The organism is Streptomyces sp. NPDC053665, assembly GCF_055585285.1.
In genome coordinates, this window is the sequence record NZ_JBVJKK010000001.1 from 628,461 (window position 1) to 643,205 (window position 14,745).

Genomic DNA, 14,745 nt, shown 5'->3' on the forward strand with positions numbered 1-14,745 from the left:
CCGTTCCCTTTCATGGTCACCCACAAGCGCCGCGTGCGGAAGAGCGGGGCGGCCTCGGGAAGCAGCAGTCGCCGCAGACGCCCCCGCCGGGGACCCGGTAGTACAGGCAGCAGCTGCGCCGCCGGAAGGCCGTGCCGGTGAGCGTTCCGGCTCCCGCGAGCGCGGGACGGCCGAGGAGTTCGGCGGCCAGCGAGCCGGCCCGGGCGGACACGTCGGCACGGCCGTGCCGCCGGGCCCAGCGGTCGAGCTCGCGGGCCGCTCCGGCCAGCGCGGAGGCGGCGTTGCCGCGCAGCAGGCCCGGGGCGAGGCGCCCGTGGGCGGCCAGGGCCGTCGCCAGGGGGTCCAGATGCCCGCGCAGGACGACGTCCTCGACCGTCGCCGCGTCCGCGGGCAACGCCCGTACGCCGGCCAGCCGCAGGTCGTCGGGGGCGCCGGCGTCCGGGTCCCAGCGCAGGGCCCCGGCGTCCAGTACCGGCACGGCGCCGTAGAGCACGGCGCTGCCGAGGGCGACGGACCAGAGCCGGGCGGCCAGTCCCTGATGGGTCACGGACGCGGCGACGCGCATCTCGCGGGTGCCCAGGGCGGCGGCGACCTTCCGCAACCGAGAAACCAGGGGATTTCCGGGCAGATCGGGTGCCGTGACGGCGTATGCCTGTGCCAGAGTGGGAAGGGAGTCCGCTCGTGCTCCGTCCGTGCGCAGCACGAAGAAGCCGCCGAGCGGGCGGAGCGCGGCGAGGTCGGGGTCGAGGTCCACGAAGAGCAGTAGTACCAAGGCCCCTCAGGGACGCTGCCCGGGGACCCCCTACCCGGGGCGCCCACCCAGGGGATGACGGGGCCAGGCCCCTACTCCATCGGCAGTAGGACCCAATGAGTGCTCAGGGACGACGACGGGAAGACCCGGACACGGCAGGGTGTTGGACATGAAAGCCGACCATTCGCCGCGCCGGGCCGAGCGCCCCCGCCTCACGCAGAGGAGCAGCCGATGAGCGCCCTCGCGTTGTCCGTCCTGCTGTCGCTGGTGTCCGCGTTCGCCTACGCGGGCGGGGCGATCGTGCAGGAGCGGGTGGCGGAGTCCTCGCCGGGCGAGCAGTACGCTCCGCTGCGCCGGCCGGGATGGTGGGCGGCGGTCGCGCTGAACGGCCTGGGCGGTCTGCTGCACGTGGTGGCGCTGGCCTACGGCCCGCTGAGCCTGGTGCAGCCGCTGGGCGCGCTGACCATCGTGGTGGCGCTGCCGATGGCGGCGCTGTTCGTCGGCCGCAGGGCGGGGGCCACGGCGTGGCGGGGCGCGATCATGGCGACGGTCGGGCTCGCCGGTCTGCTGTCCCTGGTCGCCGCGTCCGACGCGCAGTCGCTGAGCGGGGCGGAGCGGGTGGCCGTCGCCCTCGTGACCGCGGGCGTGGTCGTGGCGCTGATGGTCGCGGCCCGGACCGCGCACCGGCACCCGGCGGTGCGGAGCATGCTGCTGGCGACCGCGTCCGGTATCGCCTTCGGCATGTCCTCGGTGTTCACGAAGACCGTCGCGGTCGACTGGACGGGCGGCGTCTCGGCGGCGGACGTGCCGTCCCTCGCGGTGATCGGCGTCCTGGCGACGGCCGGCATGCTGCTCTCCCAGGCCTCCTACCGGGGCGCCGGGCTCGCGGCCCCGCTGGCCACCCTGACGGTCGTCAACCCGGTGGTGGCGGCCGCGGTCGGCATCACGATGTTCGGCGAGAGCTTCCGCTACGGCACGACCGGCACGGCGCTCGCGCTGAGCTGCGGTGTGGTGGCGGCGGGTGGCCTGATCCTGCTGACGACGGAGCGGCTGGCGCAGGAGCAGCCGGAGCCGGTCGCCGTGGGCGGCGTGGGCGGCGTGGGCGGCGTGCCCGAGCGTGTCGGCGGTGGCGGGGTGCCCGACAGTCCCGCCGACCTGCCGGAGCCGGTCGCCGTGGGCGGCGTGCCCGACAGCCCCGCTGACCTGACCGAGCCGGTCGGGGTGGGCGGGGTGCCCGAGCGTGTCGGCGGTGGCGGGGTGAGGAAGAGCGGGAGCGGGGCGGTCGGCGCGGCCGGGGTGGAAGGCAGGCGTGCGGCGGGGCCGTTGCTCGTCGAGGACGTGCTGGTGCCGGGCCCCGCGGCCCCGCGGGCCTCCCCCGACGCGGCGCCCGGGAGCGGGCAGCCGCCGGCGGTGCCCGACGACGAACGCCCGCTGCCCTACGCCCCGTTCTACGGCATCCCCTACGTCCCGCTGCCGGTGCTCGACCGGCACCGCACGCGCGTCAGATCGTGACGCCGCCGGCCCTGAGGTACGCCACGGGGTCGACGTCCGAACCGAAACCGGGCCCCGTCCGCACCTCGAAGTGCAGATGCGGGCCCGAGCTGTTGCCCGTGGAACCGGAGCGGCCGATGCGCTGGCCGGCACTCACCGACTGCCCGTCGCGCACGGAGATCGCCGACAGGTGCGCGTACTGGCTGTAGCGGCCGTCGGAGTGCCGGATGACGACCTGGTAGCCGTACGAGCCGCCCCACCCGGCGCTGACCACGCTGCCCGCCGCGACGGACTTGACGGTCGTACCCGTGGGGACGGGGAAGTCGACACCGGTGTGGTAGCCCTTCGACCAGGCGGAACCCGCCTTGCGGTAGGGCGTGCCCGGGGAGGCGCCGACCGGGGCGACGAGGCCGTGGCGGGTGCCGGTGGACCGTGCGGCGCGTTCCTTGCCCGCCTCCTTGTGCCGGTCCTGGGCCCTGTCCTGCTTCGCCCCGTCCCGTGCCCGCTCCTTCGCCGGCTTCGCCGGCTTCTGGGGCGCGGGGTGCGCCTTCTCGGCCGGCCGCGGCACGGGCCGCGTCCGCGTCGCGCCCTCGCCGCGCAGCGCGAGCCGCTGGCCCGGCACGATCAGGTCGGGGTCGTCGCCCACGGTCGCGCGGTTGGCGGTGTACAGCCCGCGCCAGCCGCCCCGCACCTCGTGCTCGCCGGCGATGCCGGAGAGGGTGTCGCCGCGGACCACCGTGTACATCTCGGCGTTGCCCGCGCGGGACTGCGGCGTCGACTGCGGCCGGACGTCCTCGATGGACGTCTTCTGCCGCGTCTCCTTCCGCTGGGCGTCCTTGTGCTGCGCGCGCCCGGCGGCCGGGCGGATGTCGGGCTCGCCTCCGCCCCGGGTCAGTCCGGCGCGGACCGAGCAGGCCGGCCAGGCACCCGGCCCCTGCCCGTCCAGCACCTTCTCCGCGACGGCGATCTGCTGGTCCTTGGAGGCCAGGTCCGCGCGGGCCGCGTAGGTCCGGCCGCCGTAGGCCTCCCAGGTGGACTGCGTGAACTGCAGCCCGCCGTAGAAACCGTTGCCGGTGTTGATGCTCCAGTTGCCGCTGGACTCGCAGGCGGCGACCTTGTTCCAGGTGCTCACGTCCGCCGCCTGGGCTGCCGACGCGCCCATGAACGGCAGCGCCATGCCGGCGCCGCCTGCCGTGACGGTGAGCGAGGCGCGGTTGATCCTGTTCGGCTGATACCGGCGGTGCCGGCCGCGTACGGCCATCGGGAGCCCCCCTAGACATGCGTCAGGAGGGGCAAAAGTAAGCGCTGCGAACCGGCCGGAACAAGACGCCAATCGGCCGCGCGGAGGCCCGAATGGCCGATATGCGGCCCCAGTTGCGCGACGCGCGCCCCGGCCGTGCACCCCCTGCGGCACGCGGTGCGCGGGTGCGGCGCGCGCGGGTGCGCGTACGACCGCTGAGTACCGCGGGGCCCCTCGTGCGTATCTGCCTGCGCGGCTCGTGCGACCCGCGCGTGCGGACGGCACAGCGGCACGTCAGGATGGTCGGACGGACCAGGCCGGCGGGCACCACCGGCGGCACCGACACCTAGGTCTTCAGGAGCGAACCGAATGAGCAGTACAGCGCAGATCGGCGTCACGGGCCTCGCGGTCATGGGCCGCAACCTCGCCCGCAACTTCGCCCGCAACGGCTACACGGTCGCGGTGCACAACCGGACGCCCTCGCGCACCCACGCCCTGGTCGAGGAGTTCGGCGGCGAGGGCGAGTTCGTCGCGTGCGAGAGCGCGAAGGACTTCGTGGCGGCGCTGGAGCGGCCCCGGCGGCTGGTCGTCATGGTCAAGGCCGGCGACCCCACGGACGCGGTGATCCAGGAGTTCGCGCCGCTGCTGGAGCCCGGCGACATGATCATCGACGGTGGCAACGCGCACTTCGCGGACACCCGGCGCCGCGAGCGGGAGCTGCGCGAGCAGGGCATCCACTTCGTCGGCATGGGCGTCTCCGGCGGCGAGGAGGGCGCGCTGAACGGCCCGAGCATCATGCCGGGCGGCCCGAAGGAGTCCTACGACTCGCTCGGGCCGATGCTGGAGAAGATCTCGGCCAAGGCGGCCGACGGCACGCCGTGCGTCTCCCACGTCGGGCCGGACGGTGCCGGGCACTTCGTGAAGATGGTGCACAACGGCATCGAGTACGCGGACATGCAGCTGATCGGCGAGGCCTACCAGCTGCTGCGCGACGTCGCCGGGTACTCGCCGGCCGAGATCGCGGACATCTTCCGCACCTGGAACACCGGCCGCCTGGACTCCTACCTGATCGAGATCACCGCCGAGGTCCTGTCGCACGTCGACGCGGAGACGGGCAAGCCGTTCGTGGACGTCGTGGTGGACCAGGCCGAGCAGAAGGGCACCGGCCGCTGGACCGTCCAGATCGCCCTGGACCTGGGCGTGCCGGTGTCGGGCATCGCCGAGGCGGTGTTCGCCCGGTCGCTGTCGGGCCACGCGGCGCTGCGCGAGGCCTCGCGCGGGCTGGCCGGCCCGCAGGCGCAGCCGATGGGTGAGGCGGAGGCGCGGGCGTTCGCGGACCGGGTCGAGCAGGCGCTGTACGCCTCGAAGATCGTCTCGTACACGCAGGGCTTCCACGAGATCGCCGCCGGCAGCCAGGAGTACGACTGGGACATCGACCTCGGCGCGGTGTCCGCGCTGTGGCGGGGCGGCTGCATCATCCGCGCGGCGTTCCTGGACCGGATCCGCGCGGCGTACGACGCGCGGCCGGACCTGCCGAGCCTGCTGTCGGACGAGACGTTCGCCCGGGAGATCGCGGACGCCCAGGACGACTGGCGCGAGGTGCTGGTCGCCGCGACCCGTCAGGGCGTGCCCACGCCCGGCTTCGCGGCGGCGCTCGCCTACTACGACGCGCTGCGGGCGGAGCGGCTGCCGGCGGCGCTGACGCAGGGACAGCGGGACTTCTTCGGCGCGCACACCTACCGCCGGGTGGACCGGGACGGGTCGTTCCACACGCTGTGGGGCGGGGACCGGTCGGAGGTCACCGCGTAGCGGCCGGAGCCGCCGCACGGGCACCGGCGAGGGGCCGGTGGACCGCCCTGCCGACGGGCGTCCACCGGCCCCTCCGCGTGCCGTGCGTATGCCGTGCGTGTGCCGTGCGTGTGCCTGCCCCGGCATCCGACGTGCCGATGTGCCGCGGCCTGTGCCTCAGGACAGGGGCGGGCCGGGCTCGGGGCTGGGTACGGGCTCCGGTCCCGGGGGGATCGGGGACGGGTCGGGCCCGGGCACCGGGTCGGGCCCCGGGGGCCCCGGCGGCGTCGGCCCCGGCGGCGGGGTGGGCGACGGCGGGGGCGGCGTCGGCTCGGGGCCGGGCGGCGGCTGCGGGTTGGGCACGGGGTCGGGGCCCGGCGGATCCGGTTGCTGCGGATCCGGGCCCGGGGTCGGTGCGGGGGGCACCGGATCGGGATACGGGTTCGTCATCTGGTCCTCCAGCCACTGGCTCGACTCCGGCTCTGGACTACTCCCCCGCCTACCCGGCACCGCTGTGCGCAGTCACTCCCCAGCGGGACGGGGAGGCGACCAGGTGGGGTAGCGGCGGGGGCGCCGAGCGCGGCCGCGGGAGGCGGCGCGGACGCCGAGCGCGGCCGCGGGAGGCGGCGCGGACGCCGAGCGCGGCCGCCGGAAGCGGCGCGGACGGCAGGCCGGCGGGAGCGGCCGGGCGACGGGCGCGACCGCCGCGACGGACACGGTCACCGCGACGGGCCCGACAGCGGTGTGGGACACGACAGCCGGACACGACAGCGGTGCCGGACGCGACCGCGGCGGGACGCGACCGCGGCGCCGGGTGCTCGACCTGGCGATGCCTCCGGTGGCTGGCGAGGGTGCTCGACCCGGCGAGCGCTCCGGTGGCCGGTGCAGGTGCTCGACCCGACGACTGCCCCGGTGGTCGACGAGGGTGCTCGACCTGGCGACCGTCCGGTGGCCGGTGTCCGGTGACTGGTGAGGCCCTGCCGGGACTCCCCGGCGCACCGGCGGGGCGGCCACCGCGCGTGTCAGAAGCGGTCCGGGTGGGCGCGCAGCCAGTCCTTCGCGGCGTCGAGCAGCTCCGGGCGGGCCGCGGGGGCTTCGTCGGGGTGGCGTTCGGCCCACTTGGCGACGTACGAGCACAGCGGGGCGACCGCGCTGTGCTCGCGTCCGGCGAGGGTGTAGAGCTCGCGGGCCAGTGCCCCCGCGATGCCCTGCCCCTCGTGCGCCGGCTCCACGACGGTGTGCACGGGCACGAGGGCGCGCTCGGGGCGGTCCAGCGCGAAGTACTCGATGCGGCCCACGACTTCACCGTCGGCGAGGGCCTCCAGCCGGCCCGCCGGGCGGTCGTCGCGGATCTCCGGCTCGCTCATGGACACGCCTCTCCTTCGGTTGCCCTCAGGCGCCGACCGCGTGCGGGCTGCGCCGCTGGTCCGAGTCCGGCACGGGCGCGGAGGGGTCGGCGCCGAGGGCCACGATCCTGTTCCGGCCGTCCACGTGGACGACCTTGGGGACGAGTGCCCGCGCCTCGGCGTCCGTCACCTGGGCGTAGCTGATCAGGATGACCAGGTCGCCGGGGTGGACGAGGTGGGCGGCGGCCCCGTTGATCCCGATGACTCCGGATCCGCGCTCGCCCTCGATGACGTACGTCTCCAGCCGGGCGCCGTTGGTGATGTCGACGATGTGCACGAGCTCGCCGGGCAGCAGGTCGGCGGCGTCGAGCAGATCGGCGTCGATGGTCACGGAACCGACGTAGTGCAGGTCGGCCTGGGTGACGGTGGCGCGGTGGATTTTGGACTTGAACATGGTGCGCAGCATGGTGATACTCCCGGTTTGTCTGCTCCCTGCTTGCTGTCTGCAAGTCAAGGGCGGTCGTCGAACAGTACTCACGACTCGCTTGTTCGACCAGGCCTCTGAGCCGGCCCCCGGCGCCCGTCATGGGCGTCCTTCTCTCAGTGGAAGGCCAGCCATCCGATGCCCAGAGCGCAGGTGAGGCCGGCGGCGGCCATGGCGGCGGGCCGGTTGCGGTGCAGCGCGAACCAGAACAGCGCGGCGGTCACCAGCACCGCGCCCGTTCCGATCGAGGCGCGCAACGGCCCGTCGCTGTAGCCGTATTCGTCGGCATGCTGTGTCAGCCAGGCGAACCAGGTGATCCTCACGACGCCTCCCGTGGCCCTTTCGTGGTGGTGGTGTCGGTGTTCAGGCGCCGTGCGGCGCGGGAGCTGCGAGGAGGATCTCCCCGGCGAGGCGGTCGGTGCGGTCCGCGCCGCCCAGGCGGTGCAGGACGATCCAGCGGCCGTCGTCGTGCGCGGCGGCCACGACGGACGAGCCGCGCGTGGCGCCGTTGTGCCAGGTGATCGGGGCGCTCCGCTGCCAGCTGGGGGCGGGCGGGCCCAGCCGTTGTTCGACGAGCAGTCCGACCACGACGTCGGACAGGGTCCGGCAGGTGGACCACAGCCCGCCGGCCGGCAGGATCGGCCCGGTCAGCGTCCAGAGGGGGCGGGGCCGGCCGAACAGCCCCCGTGGCACGAGCCGCTCTTCCTGCGGGGGCAGCGCGGTCACGGCACCCGCGTCGAGACCCAGCGGCAGCAGGACGTGATCGTCCACGAGTCGCTGGTACGAGCGTCCCGTGACCGTCGTGAGGGCGTGCCCGAGGACGGCGTACCCCAGGTTGGAGTACTCCTGAGTGCCCAGCGGGCCCGTGGCCACCCTGTCCAGCTCGCGCAGCGAGGCGCGCAGAGCCTGCTCGGTGAAGGTGGCGTACGGGTCGTCGGGCGGGCCAGCGGGACCGGGCGGCAGACGCGGCAGGCCCGAGGTGTGCTCGGCGAGGTGCCGGAGGGTGATGCCCGTCCCGGCGGGCACCTCCTCCAGGCACTCCTCCAGCGGAGTGTCGAGGCCGACGACCCCTTCCTTCGCCAGTTGGGCCAGGACGGTTCCCGTGAACACCTTGCTGAGGGAACCGATTTCCACGAACCGGTCCCGGTCGTGGCCGTGGGCGGCCCGGTCCTCGACACCGGCACCGCCCAGCAGGCAGAGAGGGGTGGGCATGCTGTCTGTCGCTCCTGTCGGTCAGACGAGTTCGGCTTGGGGCGCGGTCGGCTGCGTCGTGTTCTCTCCGCTCGGCCGCTCCGCCGTCGCGGGGTCCGCCGGCGCCGTGTCCGCCTGAGACGTCCGGCCCGACCGGGACGCCGGGGACCCGGGGATCCTGACCCGGACCCACAGCAGGGCACGGTCGAGTGCGCCGGACAGGAAGACCAGATCGCACGCGATCATCGTCAGGCGAAGCCGGTCAGCCCCATGAAGAACGCGATCGACAGGAAGCTGGTGGAGCGGGCCCACCTGTTGTACGGATGGCGACACAACAGGTCGAAGCGGGCACGTCGGCAGCGGTGGTCAATCGCGGCGTCGACGCGTCACCCGCATCATTTCATTACTCGCGAGTTTAGTGTGGTGAGCTGGCCGGACGGCCCTTCCAGTGACTCGAATCACAAGCAACTTCGTTGTGGCGTAAACCATTTGGCGTCACCCGAAGGTTCTCAGGCAACGTCCAGTGACACCGACGTACCCCGTGCTTTTCCTTTCCGTACGCCTGCACCGCGTACGGGGCGCGGCACTTGCGCCCACCCGCACCGGGCCGCCGATCCGGCCGCCATGAACCAGGCGACACCTCGCGTCGGCGTGCCGGAGGCCGCCGTTACGCGAAGGGGCAGTTCCGGCCACCTCCGGGCGGAAAGCCGCATAGGCTCACCTCGCACACGTCGAGGGCCGGGGAGGGACCACGATGCGACGGGGCAGTGCCGTGTACGAGCAGCCGTTGGACGCCATGACCGGGATGCCGCAGGGGTGGAAGGCGCGCGCTACGGGCGGTTGAGCACGGCCGTACCGAGCCCGTGCCCCCCAGGGCCCGCACCGAACAGGGCGCATGGCGCCCAACCCATGGCGTCCAACCGGCGTGCGCGCAGGCCCGTTTGCCCGGACCGGACCGTCGTCGCCTCTCCCCCGGTCCGGATCGTCTCTTCGTCGCAAGGAAGTGTTCGTGAGCGCAATCGGCTCCGGCGGAAGGGTGCAGCCGGCTCGTCCGGGTGACCCGGTCCGCATCGGCCCCTACCGCATCGTCGGCCGTCTCGGTGCGGGCGGCATGGGTACCGTCCACGCCGGCGTCGCCCCGGACGGGCTGCGCGTCGCGGTCAAGGTGATCCACCCGGAGCAGGCCCAGGATCCGGAGTTCCGGGCCCGGTTCCGGCGCGAGGTCGAGCTGTCCTCGCGTGTCACCGGACCGCACGTGGTTCCCCTGCTCGCCGCCGATCCGGACGCGCCGACGCCGTGGCTCGCGACCGCCTACGTCCCGGGGCCGACGCTGACGGAGCACGTGCACGCGCACGGGCCGCTGACGGACGGAGGCCCGTACGCCTTCGCGGCCGCCACCGCGCAGGCCCTCGCCGCCATCCACGCCGCGGGGGTGGTGCACCGCGACGTGAAGCCGCAGAACGTCCTGCTCACGCCCGCCGGGCCCCGGCTGCTGGACTTCGGCATCGCGCACGCCGCGGACGGGACCAGTCTCACCCGGACGGGGGTGATGACCGGCACCCCCGGCTGGATCAGCCCCGAGCAGTACCGGCAGGGCAGCGCCGGTCCGGCGGGTGACATGTTCGCGTGGGCGGCGCTGGTCGCCTACGCGGCCACCGGACGGCTGCCGTTCGGGGCCGGTGCACCCGATGTGGTCGCCTTCCGTGTGATGTCCGGCGAGGCCGACCTCGACGGGGTCCCCGTGCTCCTGCGCCGGGTCGTGGAGAAGGCGCTCGTCCAGGAGCCCGGTGAGCGTCCGGCAGCGGTCGAGGCCGCCGAGGAGTGTGCGGCGCTGCTGGCCTCCCAGGTCACCCAGGCCGCCGGTGCGGGTGCGGCCCAGGCGCCCGGCGACATGATCACGGCCGCGTGGGAGATACCCCCCGCCGACGACCCCACCTGGCAGGTTCCGTCGGACCCGCGCCGGTCCCGCAAGCGGGTGCTGGCCACCGTCGCCCTCGCGGCGGGTGTCGTCGGCGGGCTGGCCGGCGGGGTCGCGGCGCTGCTGCCCGGCGACAGCGACGGCGACCGTCGCTCGTCCGCGGCCTCGGCCTCGCCGCCGACGACCGCCGGGGCCGGACGGGCCACGGCGAACACCGCGCAGGGGAACGGCAAGGCGAAGCGGCAGGACGAGGGCACCGGTTCGGCGAACGCGGCGAGCTGGGACCGGGCGCGGGCGGCTCAGGGTGCGGCGGAACACGACGTGGCACGCGCGGTGCTCCACGACCAGGGGGTCGAGGCGGAACAGCTCGGTGACGGCGTCGACTTCGCTCCGGGGGCCGTGCGCTTCGACGCGTCGCGCCGCGAGGTCTACCTCTCCTACCGGCTCTCCTCCGACGAGCAGGGGACGCTGCTCGCGGAGACGGAGATCGCCGGGTCGCTGTGCCTGACCCTGCGCGACGTCGTCCTGGGGCAGCACCCGGACCTCCCGTACCGCACGTACGTCATGGTCGAGGAGGAGCAGGGCCGCGAGCCGCGGGTGACCTGGCAGGACGGCTTCGGCAACGGCACGGCGTGTCCGGCGGCCGGCGGCGACGAGACGGGCGGGGCCGGTGACGGCGGGCAGGACTGGCAGCCCGGTCAGGAAGGGCTCGGGCAGGCGATGATCCCCAGCAGCGACGACGCGGAGATCCGGGTCGCGGACGCCACCGCCAAGGAGATCATCGCGGGGACCAACAGGAGGCGCGGGACGCTGGGCACGGACCGGGTGCTGGGCCACGACCACATCAAGGTGGGCTTCGATCCCGGCAGTTCGGCGATGTACGTCTGGTCCGAGTACCTGCAGTGGAACCAGAGTCAGGTCGAGGCCTGGGCGGCGCCGGCCGCCGGCGTGGCCTGCCGGGCCCTGGTCGGCGAACGGGAGAGGGCCGGGAGCGCTTGGCCGTACTCCCGTTACGCCGTGGCCGAGATCGGCGCGTCCGGATATCTGATGGTCCGCTGGGGCACGGCCACCACACGGGGCGACTGCCCGTCCTGAGCGGATCTCCTCGGTCAGAGGAGCCGGACGAGAGCCCGCGCGAAGGGCTCCCCCGTGCGCGCGGCGTGGGTCATCCGCTCCCGCACCTCCCTCGGCGTGCGGGGCCGGTGACCGGGCCCGCCGCAGCAGCTCTTGTGGAAGCGGACGCCGGCGTGCAGCAGCACGGAGAGCGTGCGCCAGGCCGCGGTGTCGCGGCGGCGGGGTGCGGCGAAGGCCGAGCCCACGTGGACCAGGAGCCGCGCGCAGCGCGGGCACGCCCGTGCCCTGTCCGGGTCGTACGGCTGCTTGTACGACGCCCGGCAGGGGAGGCAGACGTAGGAGGTCTTCGCGTGGCCCATGGCGGCAGCGTAGCCAGGGGAAACGGCGGGGCCGAGTCCTTTTCGATCAGCCTGCCCCGCCCCCCGGGGGGCGAGGCGGACCCGGGGATTCTCCTACGGGTCCGCCGGGCGGCCGTCGATCCAGGTCTGCACGACCTCGATCCCGCCGATGCGCGAGGGGTCGACGCGGGTCGGGTCGTCGCCGAGGACGGCGAGGTCGGCGCGTTTGCCCGGGGTGAGGCTGCCCAGGGTGTGCTCCCAGTGGCAGGCACGGGCCCCGGCGACGGTGTAGGCGTGCAGGGCCTCGTCCACGGTGATGCCCTCGTCCGGGCCGATGAGCCGGCCGGACGTGGAGGCCCGTTCGACCATGAACTGGACGGCGCGCAGGGGTGATCCGTCGGCGACGGGCCGGTCCGAGCTGCCCACGAGGGGGATGCCGTGGTCCAGGAACGCCCTGCCCCGGTAGAGCCAGGGGGCCCGGTCCTCGCCCATGATCGTGGCGTAGTCGTCGCCGAAGTACCGCAGGAAGGCCGGCTGGACGACGGCCGTGACGCCGAGGCGTGCGAAGCGCGGCAGCTGGTCGGGGCGGATCAGCCCGGCGTGCTCGATACGGTGCCGGGCGCCGGGCCGGGGGCGGAGCCGCTGGGCGTGTTCGATGGCGTCCAGGGCGAGGTCGGCGGCGCGGTCGCCGATCGCGTGCACGGCGAGTTGCCAGCCGGCGAGGTGCCCGTCGACGACGAGCCCCGCGAGGGCGTCCGGGTCGTCCTGCAGCTGGCCGGCGTGGCCGAGCCCTTCGTAGGGGGTCGTCAGCGCGGCCGTCCGGGCCATCATGCCGCCGTCGGTGTAGATCTTCAGGGCGCCGACGGAGAGCCGGTCGTCGCCGAAGCCGGTGCGCAGACCGAGGTCGAGGGCGGCGGGGATGCCGTCGTCCTCGTGCGCGGCGACGGGGCGCAGCCGGTCCGCGGACACCATGAGCTGGACGCGAAGCGGCAACAGCCCTTCGTCCCGCGCCAGTTGGTAGGCGCCGAGCTCGACGGGGCTGTGGCCGAACAGGGTGCCGCCGATGCCGGCCTCGGCGCATGCGGTGATGCCCTCGGCCAGGCAGGTGCGGGCGGCGCGGCCGATCGCGTCGGCCAGGTCCCGCTGGGACCAGGGCAGGCGCAGGGCGCGGGCGGCGCCCATGGCCTGTTCGGCGAGGAAGCCGTCGTCGTGCGGGACGTCGGCGGGCAGCAGGTCCAGGACGGCGCTGTTGACGACGCAGCCGTGCCCGGAGTCGTGCAGCACGTAGAGCTTGCGCCCGTCGCTGACCCGGTCGAGCTCGGCGGCGGTCAGGTGGCGGCCCAGGGCCCGCTGGTCGTAGCCGGCGATGCTGACCCAGTCGCCGGGGCCCCGGCTGCCGGCCACGGCTTCGGCCACGTCGGCGAGCACGTCGTCGACGCGGGTGCGGCCGGCGATGCTCGGGGTGGTCTGCTTCAGGCCCGTCCAGGCCAGGTGCACATGGGCGTCGACGAAGCCGGGCAGAACCGTGGCGCCCTGCAGGTCGATCACCTCGCGGGCGGGCAGCGAGGTCACGGCCTCGTCGAGTCCCACGATCCGGCCCCGCCAGACGCCCAGGTCGTGGGCGACCGGGTTGTCCGGATCCATGGTGAGGAAACGGGCGTTGGTCAGCCGGGTGCAGAGCACGGGCGGGTCAGGCGTCCTGCGACGCGGCGAGGGAACGGGGGCGCAGATCCGTCCAGTGCGTCTCGACGTACGCGAGGCACGCATCGCGGGTGTTCTCGGCGAAGGCGACCGTCCATCCGCCGGGCACCTCGGCGAAGGCGGGCCAGAGGGAGTGCTGGCCCTCGTCGTTCACCAGGACCAGGAACCGGCCTTCGGTGTCGTCGAAGGGGTTGGTGCTCATCGCGGTGCCTCCTCGAAGGGGTCAACATTAGGTTAGGCTCGCCTAATTGACGGAGCCTAACCTGTGCCCCTCCGGCTCACAAGGAGACGTTCCATGCGCGTGGCCGCGGTCGACGGGAAGGACGCCTTCGCCGCGTTCGGGTTGCCGGGCACACCCGGCAGTACGGCCTTCTGGGCGGCGGCGGGCGCCCCCGCGGCGGTGCCGGACGGGGCCGGCGGCTGGGTGACCCTGTTCCTGTGGCGCGGGCCCGGTCCGGTGACGGCGGAGTTCGAGAGCTGGTCGGATCCCGTCCCGCTGGAGCGGTGGGAGGACTCGGACTGCTGGTACGCCGCGGTGCGGATGCCGGCGCGCCTGCGGGTGACCTACCGGTTCGTGACGCCGGACGCGTCGTACGCCGACCCCCTGAACCCGGCCGGTGCGGGCGGTGAGCGGTCCGTCGCGGCGACGCCCGACGCCCCGCAGCAGCCGCACTGGCCCGTCGTCGCGGCCGACGCGGTCCTGCCCCTGCCGCGCACGCGGATCCGGTGGGCGAGCGAACGGCTCGGGGGGCGACGGACCGTCCGGGTCCATCCGGCGGGCGGGGGCGGGCCGTTGGTGCTGCTGCTCGACGGGGACGACTGGCTGTATCTGCATCCGGCCATGACCGCCTTCGACTCGGCCGTGGCGGCGGGTGGACTGCCGCCGGTCACCCTGGTCTTCCTGCCGGTCAGGGACAGAGCGGCCGAGTTCGGGTGCCGGCCCGAGCTGTGGCAGGCGGTGCGCGACGAACTGCTGCCGCTGGTTGCCGAGTCGGGCGTGCCCGCCGAGCCGGCGCGACTGGTGGTCGCGGGGCAGAGTCTGGGCGGGCTGAGCGCGCTGTACGCGGCTGCGGAGTTCCCGGAGTTGGTGTCGCGGGTCGCGTGTCAGTCCGGGTCGTTCTGGTGGACGGCCGATGCCTCGCGGCGGGCCGATCCGCTGGCCGGCCCGGCCGGCGGTGCGATCGCCGAGCGACTGCGCCGGGGTGCGGACCTGTCGGGGCTGCGGGTGGCGTTCGACGTCGGGGAGCACGAGAGGCGGATGCTGCCTCACTGCGCGGTGGTGGAGGAACTGGCCGAACGGGCCGGGGCGACCGTGCGGGTGTCCCGGTCGCCGTCCGGCCACGACCGGGCCGGGTGGCGGCACGCGCTGCTCAGGGACGTCGGCTGGGCCCTCGGTGGGTGAGCCGCCCCGGATTCCGCGGGG

Annotated in this window: 12 protein-coding genes and 2 pseudogenes; 4 read left to right on the top strand and 10 right to left on the bottom strand. The window is 74.5% G+C overall.

Features of this window, described 5'->3' with window-relative positions:
• Window positions 1–16 precede the first annotated feature (16 nt).
• Complete coding sequence (locus ACZ6ZN_RS02720) at window positions 17–772, bottom strand: (2Fe-2S)-binding protein (RefSeq protein WP_469642560.1); 756 nt, start codon at window positions 770–772, stop codon at window positions 17–19.
• A 210-nt stretch (window positions 773–982) separates the two neighbouring features.
• Between ACZ6ZN_RS02720 and ACZ6ZN_RS02725 the strand changes: the two genes are divergently transcribed.
• The gene (locus ACZ6ZN_RS02725; protein ID WP_469642562.1) at window positions 983–2,263 is read left to right on the top strand and encodes a DMT family transporter; all 1,281 of its coding nucleotides are present in this window, start codon (window positions 983–985) and stop codon (window positions 2,261–2,263) included.
• Here the strand turns inward: ACZ6ZN_RS02725 and ACZ6ZN_RS02730 are convergent.
• Window positions 2,253–3,035: pseudogene (locus tag ACZ6ZN_RS02730) on the bottom strand (M23 family metallopeptidase); the annotation flags it as partial. The gene ACZ6ZN_RS02725 and the pseudogene ACZ6ZN_RS02730 sit on opposite strands and share 11 nt — an antisense overlap.
• A gap of 177 nt (window positions 3,036–3,212) precedes the next feature.
• A pseudogene (locus tag ACZ6ZN_RS02735) lies at window positions 3,213–3,503 on the bottom strand (transglycosylase family protein); the annotation flags it as partial.
• A 348-nt stretch (window positions 3,504–3,851) separates the two neighbouring features.
• Between ACZ6ZN_RS02735 and gndA the strand changes: the two are divergent.
• A complete protein-coding gene (gene gndA, locus ACZ6ZN_RS02740; RefSeq protein ID WP_469642564.1) occupies window positions 3,852–5,291 on the top strand; it encodes an NADP-dependent phosphogluconate dehydrogenase in 1,440 nt (479 codons plus the stop codon).
• Window positions 5,292–6,292: 1,001 nt separating this feature from the next.
• On the opposite strand, the gene ACZ6ZN_RS02745 is transcribed toward gndA, so the two are convergent.
• The 4 genes from ACZ6ZN_RS02745 to ACZ6ZN_RS02760 form a co-directional block, all read right to left on the bottom strand.
• Window positions 6,293–6,637: a GNAT family N-acetyltransferase gene (locus tag ACZ6ZN_RS02745; protein WP_469642565.1), complete on the bottom strand. Its 345-nt coding sequence runs from the start codon at window positions 6,635–6,637 to the stop codon at window positions 6,293–6,295.
• Window positions 6,638–6,662: 25 nt separating this feature from the next.
• Window positions 6,663–7,082 carry an aspartate 1-decarboxylase gene (gene panD, locus ACZ6ZN_RS02750; protein WP_451878554.1) on the bottom strand — a complete coding sequence of 140 codons (420 nt, stop codon included), beginning with the start codon at window positions 7,080–7,082 and terminating at the stop codon, window positions 6,663–6,665.
• A 134-nt stretch (window positions 7,083–7,216) separates the two neighbouring features.
• The gene (locus tag ACZ6ZN_RS02755) at window positions 7,217–7,423 is read right to left on the bottom strand and encodes a hypothetical protein (protein WP_469642567.1); all 207 of its coding nucleotides are present in this window, start codon (window positions 7,421–7,423) and stop codon (window positions 7,217–7,219) included.
• Between the two features lie 40 nt (window positions 7,424–7,463).
• Window positions 7,464–8,312 carry a serine hydrolase domain-containing protein gene (locus ACZ6ZN_RS02760; protein ID WP_469642569.1) on the bottom strand — a complete coding sequence of 283 codons (849 nt, stop codon included), beginning with the start codon at window positions 8,310–8,312 and terminating at the stop codon, window positions 7,464–7,466.
• Between the two features lie 988 nt (window positions 8,313–9,300).
• Here ACZ6ZN_RS02760 and ACZ6ZN_RS02765 point away from each other — a divergent pair.
• Window positions 9,301–11,304: a serine/threonine-protein kinase gene (locus tag ACZ6ZN_RS02765; protein ID WP_469642571.1), complete on the top strand. Its 2,004-nt coding sequence runs from the start codon at window positions 9,301–9,303 to the stop codon at window positions 11,302–11,304.
• 14 nt (window positions 11,305–11,318) lie between these two features.
• Here ACZ6ZN_RS02765 and ACZ6ZN_RS02770 read toward each other — a convergent pair whose 3' ends face one another.
• The 3 genes from ACZ6ZN_RS02770 to ACZ6ZN_RS02780 form a co-directional block, all read right to left on the bottom strand.
• Window positions 11,319–11,642 (bottom strand): deoxyxylulose-5-phosphate synthase, encoded by a 324-nt coding sequence (locus tag ACZ6ZN_RS02770; RefSeq protein ID WP_451878546.1) that lies wholly within the window; start codon window positions 11,640–11,642, stop codon window positions 11,319–11,321.
• Between the two features lie 93 nt (window positions 11,643–11,735).
• On the bottom strand, window positions 11,736–13,304 hold the full coding sequence (locus ACZ6ZN_RS02775; protein ID WP_469642573.1) for an amidohydrolase: 1,569 nt from the start codon (window positions 13,302–13,304) through the stop codon (window positions 11,736–11,738).
• A gap of 7 nt (window positions 13,305–13,311) precedes the next feature.
• Entirely contained in the window at window positions 13,312–13,524 is a 213-nt protein-coding gene (locus ACZ6ZN_RS02780; protein WP_398107736.1) for an MbtH family protein, read from the bottom strand.
• Between the two features lie 93 nt (window positions 13,525–13,617).
• Between ACZ6ZN_RS02780 and ACZ6ZN_RS02785 the strand changes: the two genes are divergently transcribed.
• Window positions 13,618–14,724: an alpha/beta hydrolase-fold protein gene (locus ACZ6ZN_RS02785; protein WP_469642576.1), complete on the top strand. Its 1,107-nt coding sequence runs from the start codon at window positions 13,618–13,620 to the stop codon at window positions 14,722–14,724.
• The last annotated feature ends 21 nt before the right edge of the window (window positions 14,725–14,745 follow it).

What these genes read in the sequence shown, in the direction of transcription:
- ACZ6ZN_RS02785 (WP_469642576.1), top strand. Translation starts at nt 13,618, where the DNA reads ATGCGCGTGGCCGCGGTCGACGGGAAGGACGCCTTCGCCGCGTTCGGG.
- ACZ6ZN_RS02725 (WP_469642562.1), top strand. Translation starts at nt 983, where the DNA reads ATGAGCGCCCTCGCGTTGTCCGTCCTGCTGTCGCTGGTGTCCGCGTTC.
- ACZ6ZN_RS02780 (WP_398107736.1), bottom strand. Translation starts at nt 13,524, where the DNA reads ATGAGCACCAACCCCTTCGACGACACCGAAGGCCGGTTCCTGGTCCTG.
- panD (WP_451878554.1), bottom strand. Translation starts at nt 7,082, where the DNA reads ATGCTGCGCACCATGTTCAAGTCCAAAATCCACCGCGCCACCGTCACC.
- ACZ6ZN_RS02745 (WP_469642565.1), bottom strand. Translation starts at nt 6,637, where the DNA reads ATGAGCGAGCCGGAGATCCGCGACGACCGCCCGGCGGGCCGGCTGGAG.
- ACZ6ZN_RS02770 (WP_451878546.1), bottom strand. Translation starts at nt 11,642, where the DNA reads ATGGGCCACGCGAAGACCTCCTACGTCTGCCTCCCCTGCCGGGCGTCG.
- ACZ6ZN_RS02760 (WP_469642569.1), bottom strand. Translation starts at nt 8,312, where the DNA reads ATGCCCACCCCTCTCTGCCTGCTGGGCGGTGCCGGTGTCGAGGACCGG.
- gndA (WP_469642564.1), top strand. Translation starts at nt 3,852, where the DNA reads ATGAGCAGTACAGCGCAGATCGGCGTCACGGGCCTCGCGGTCATGGGC.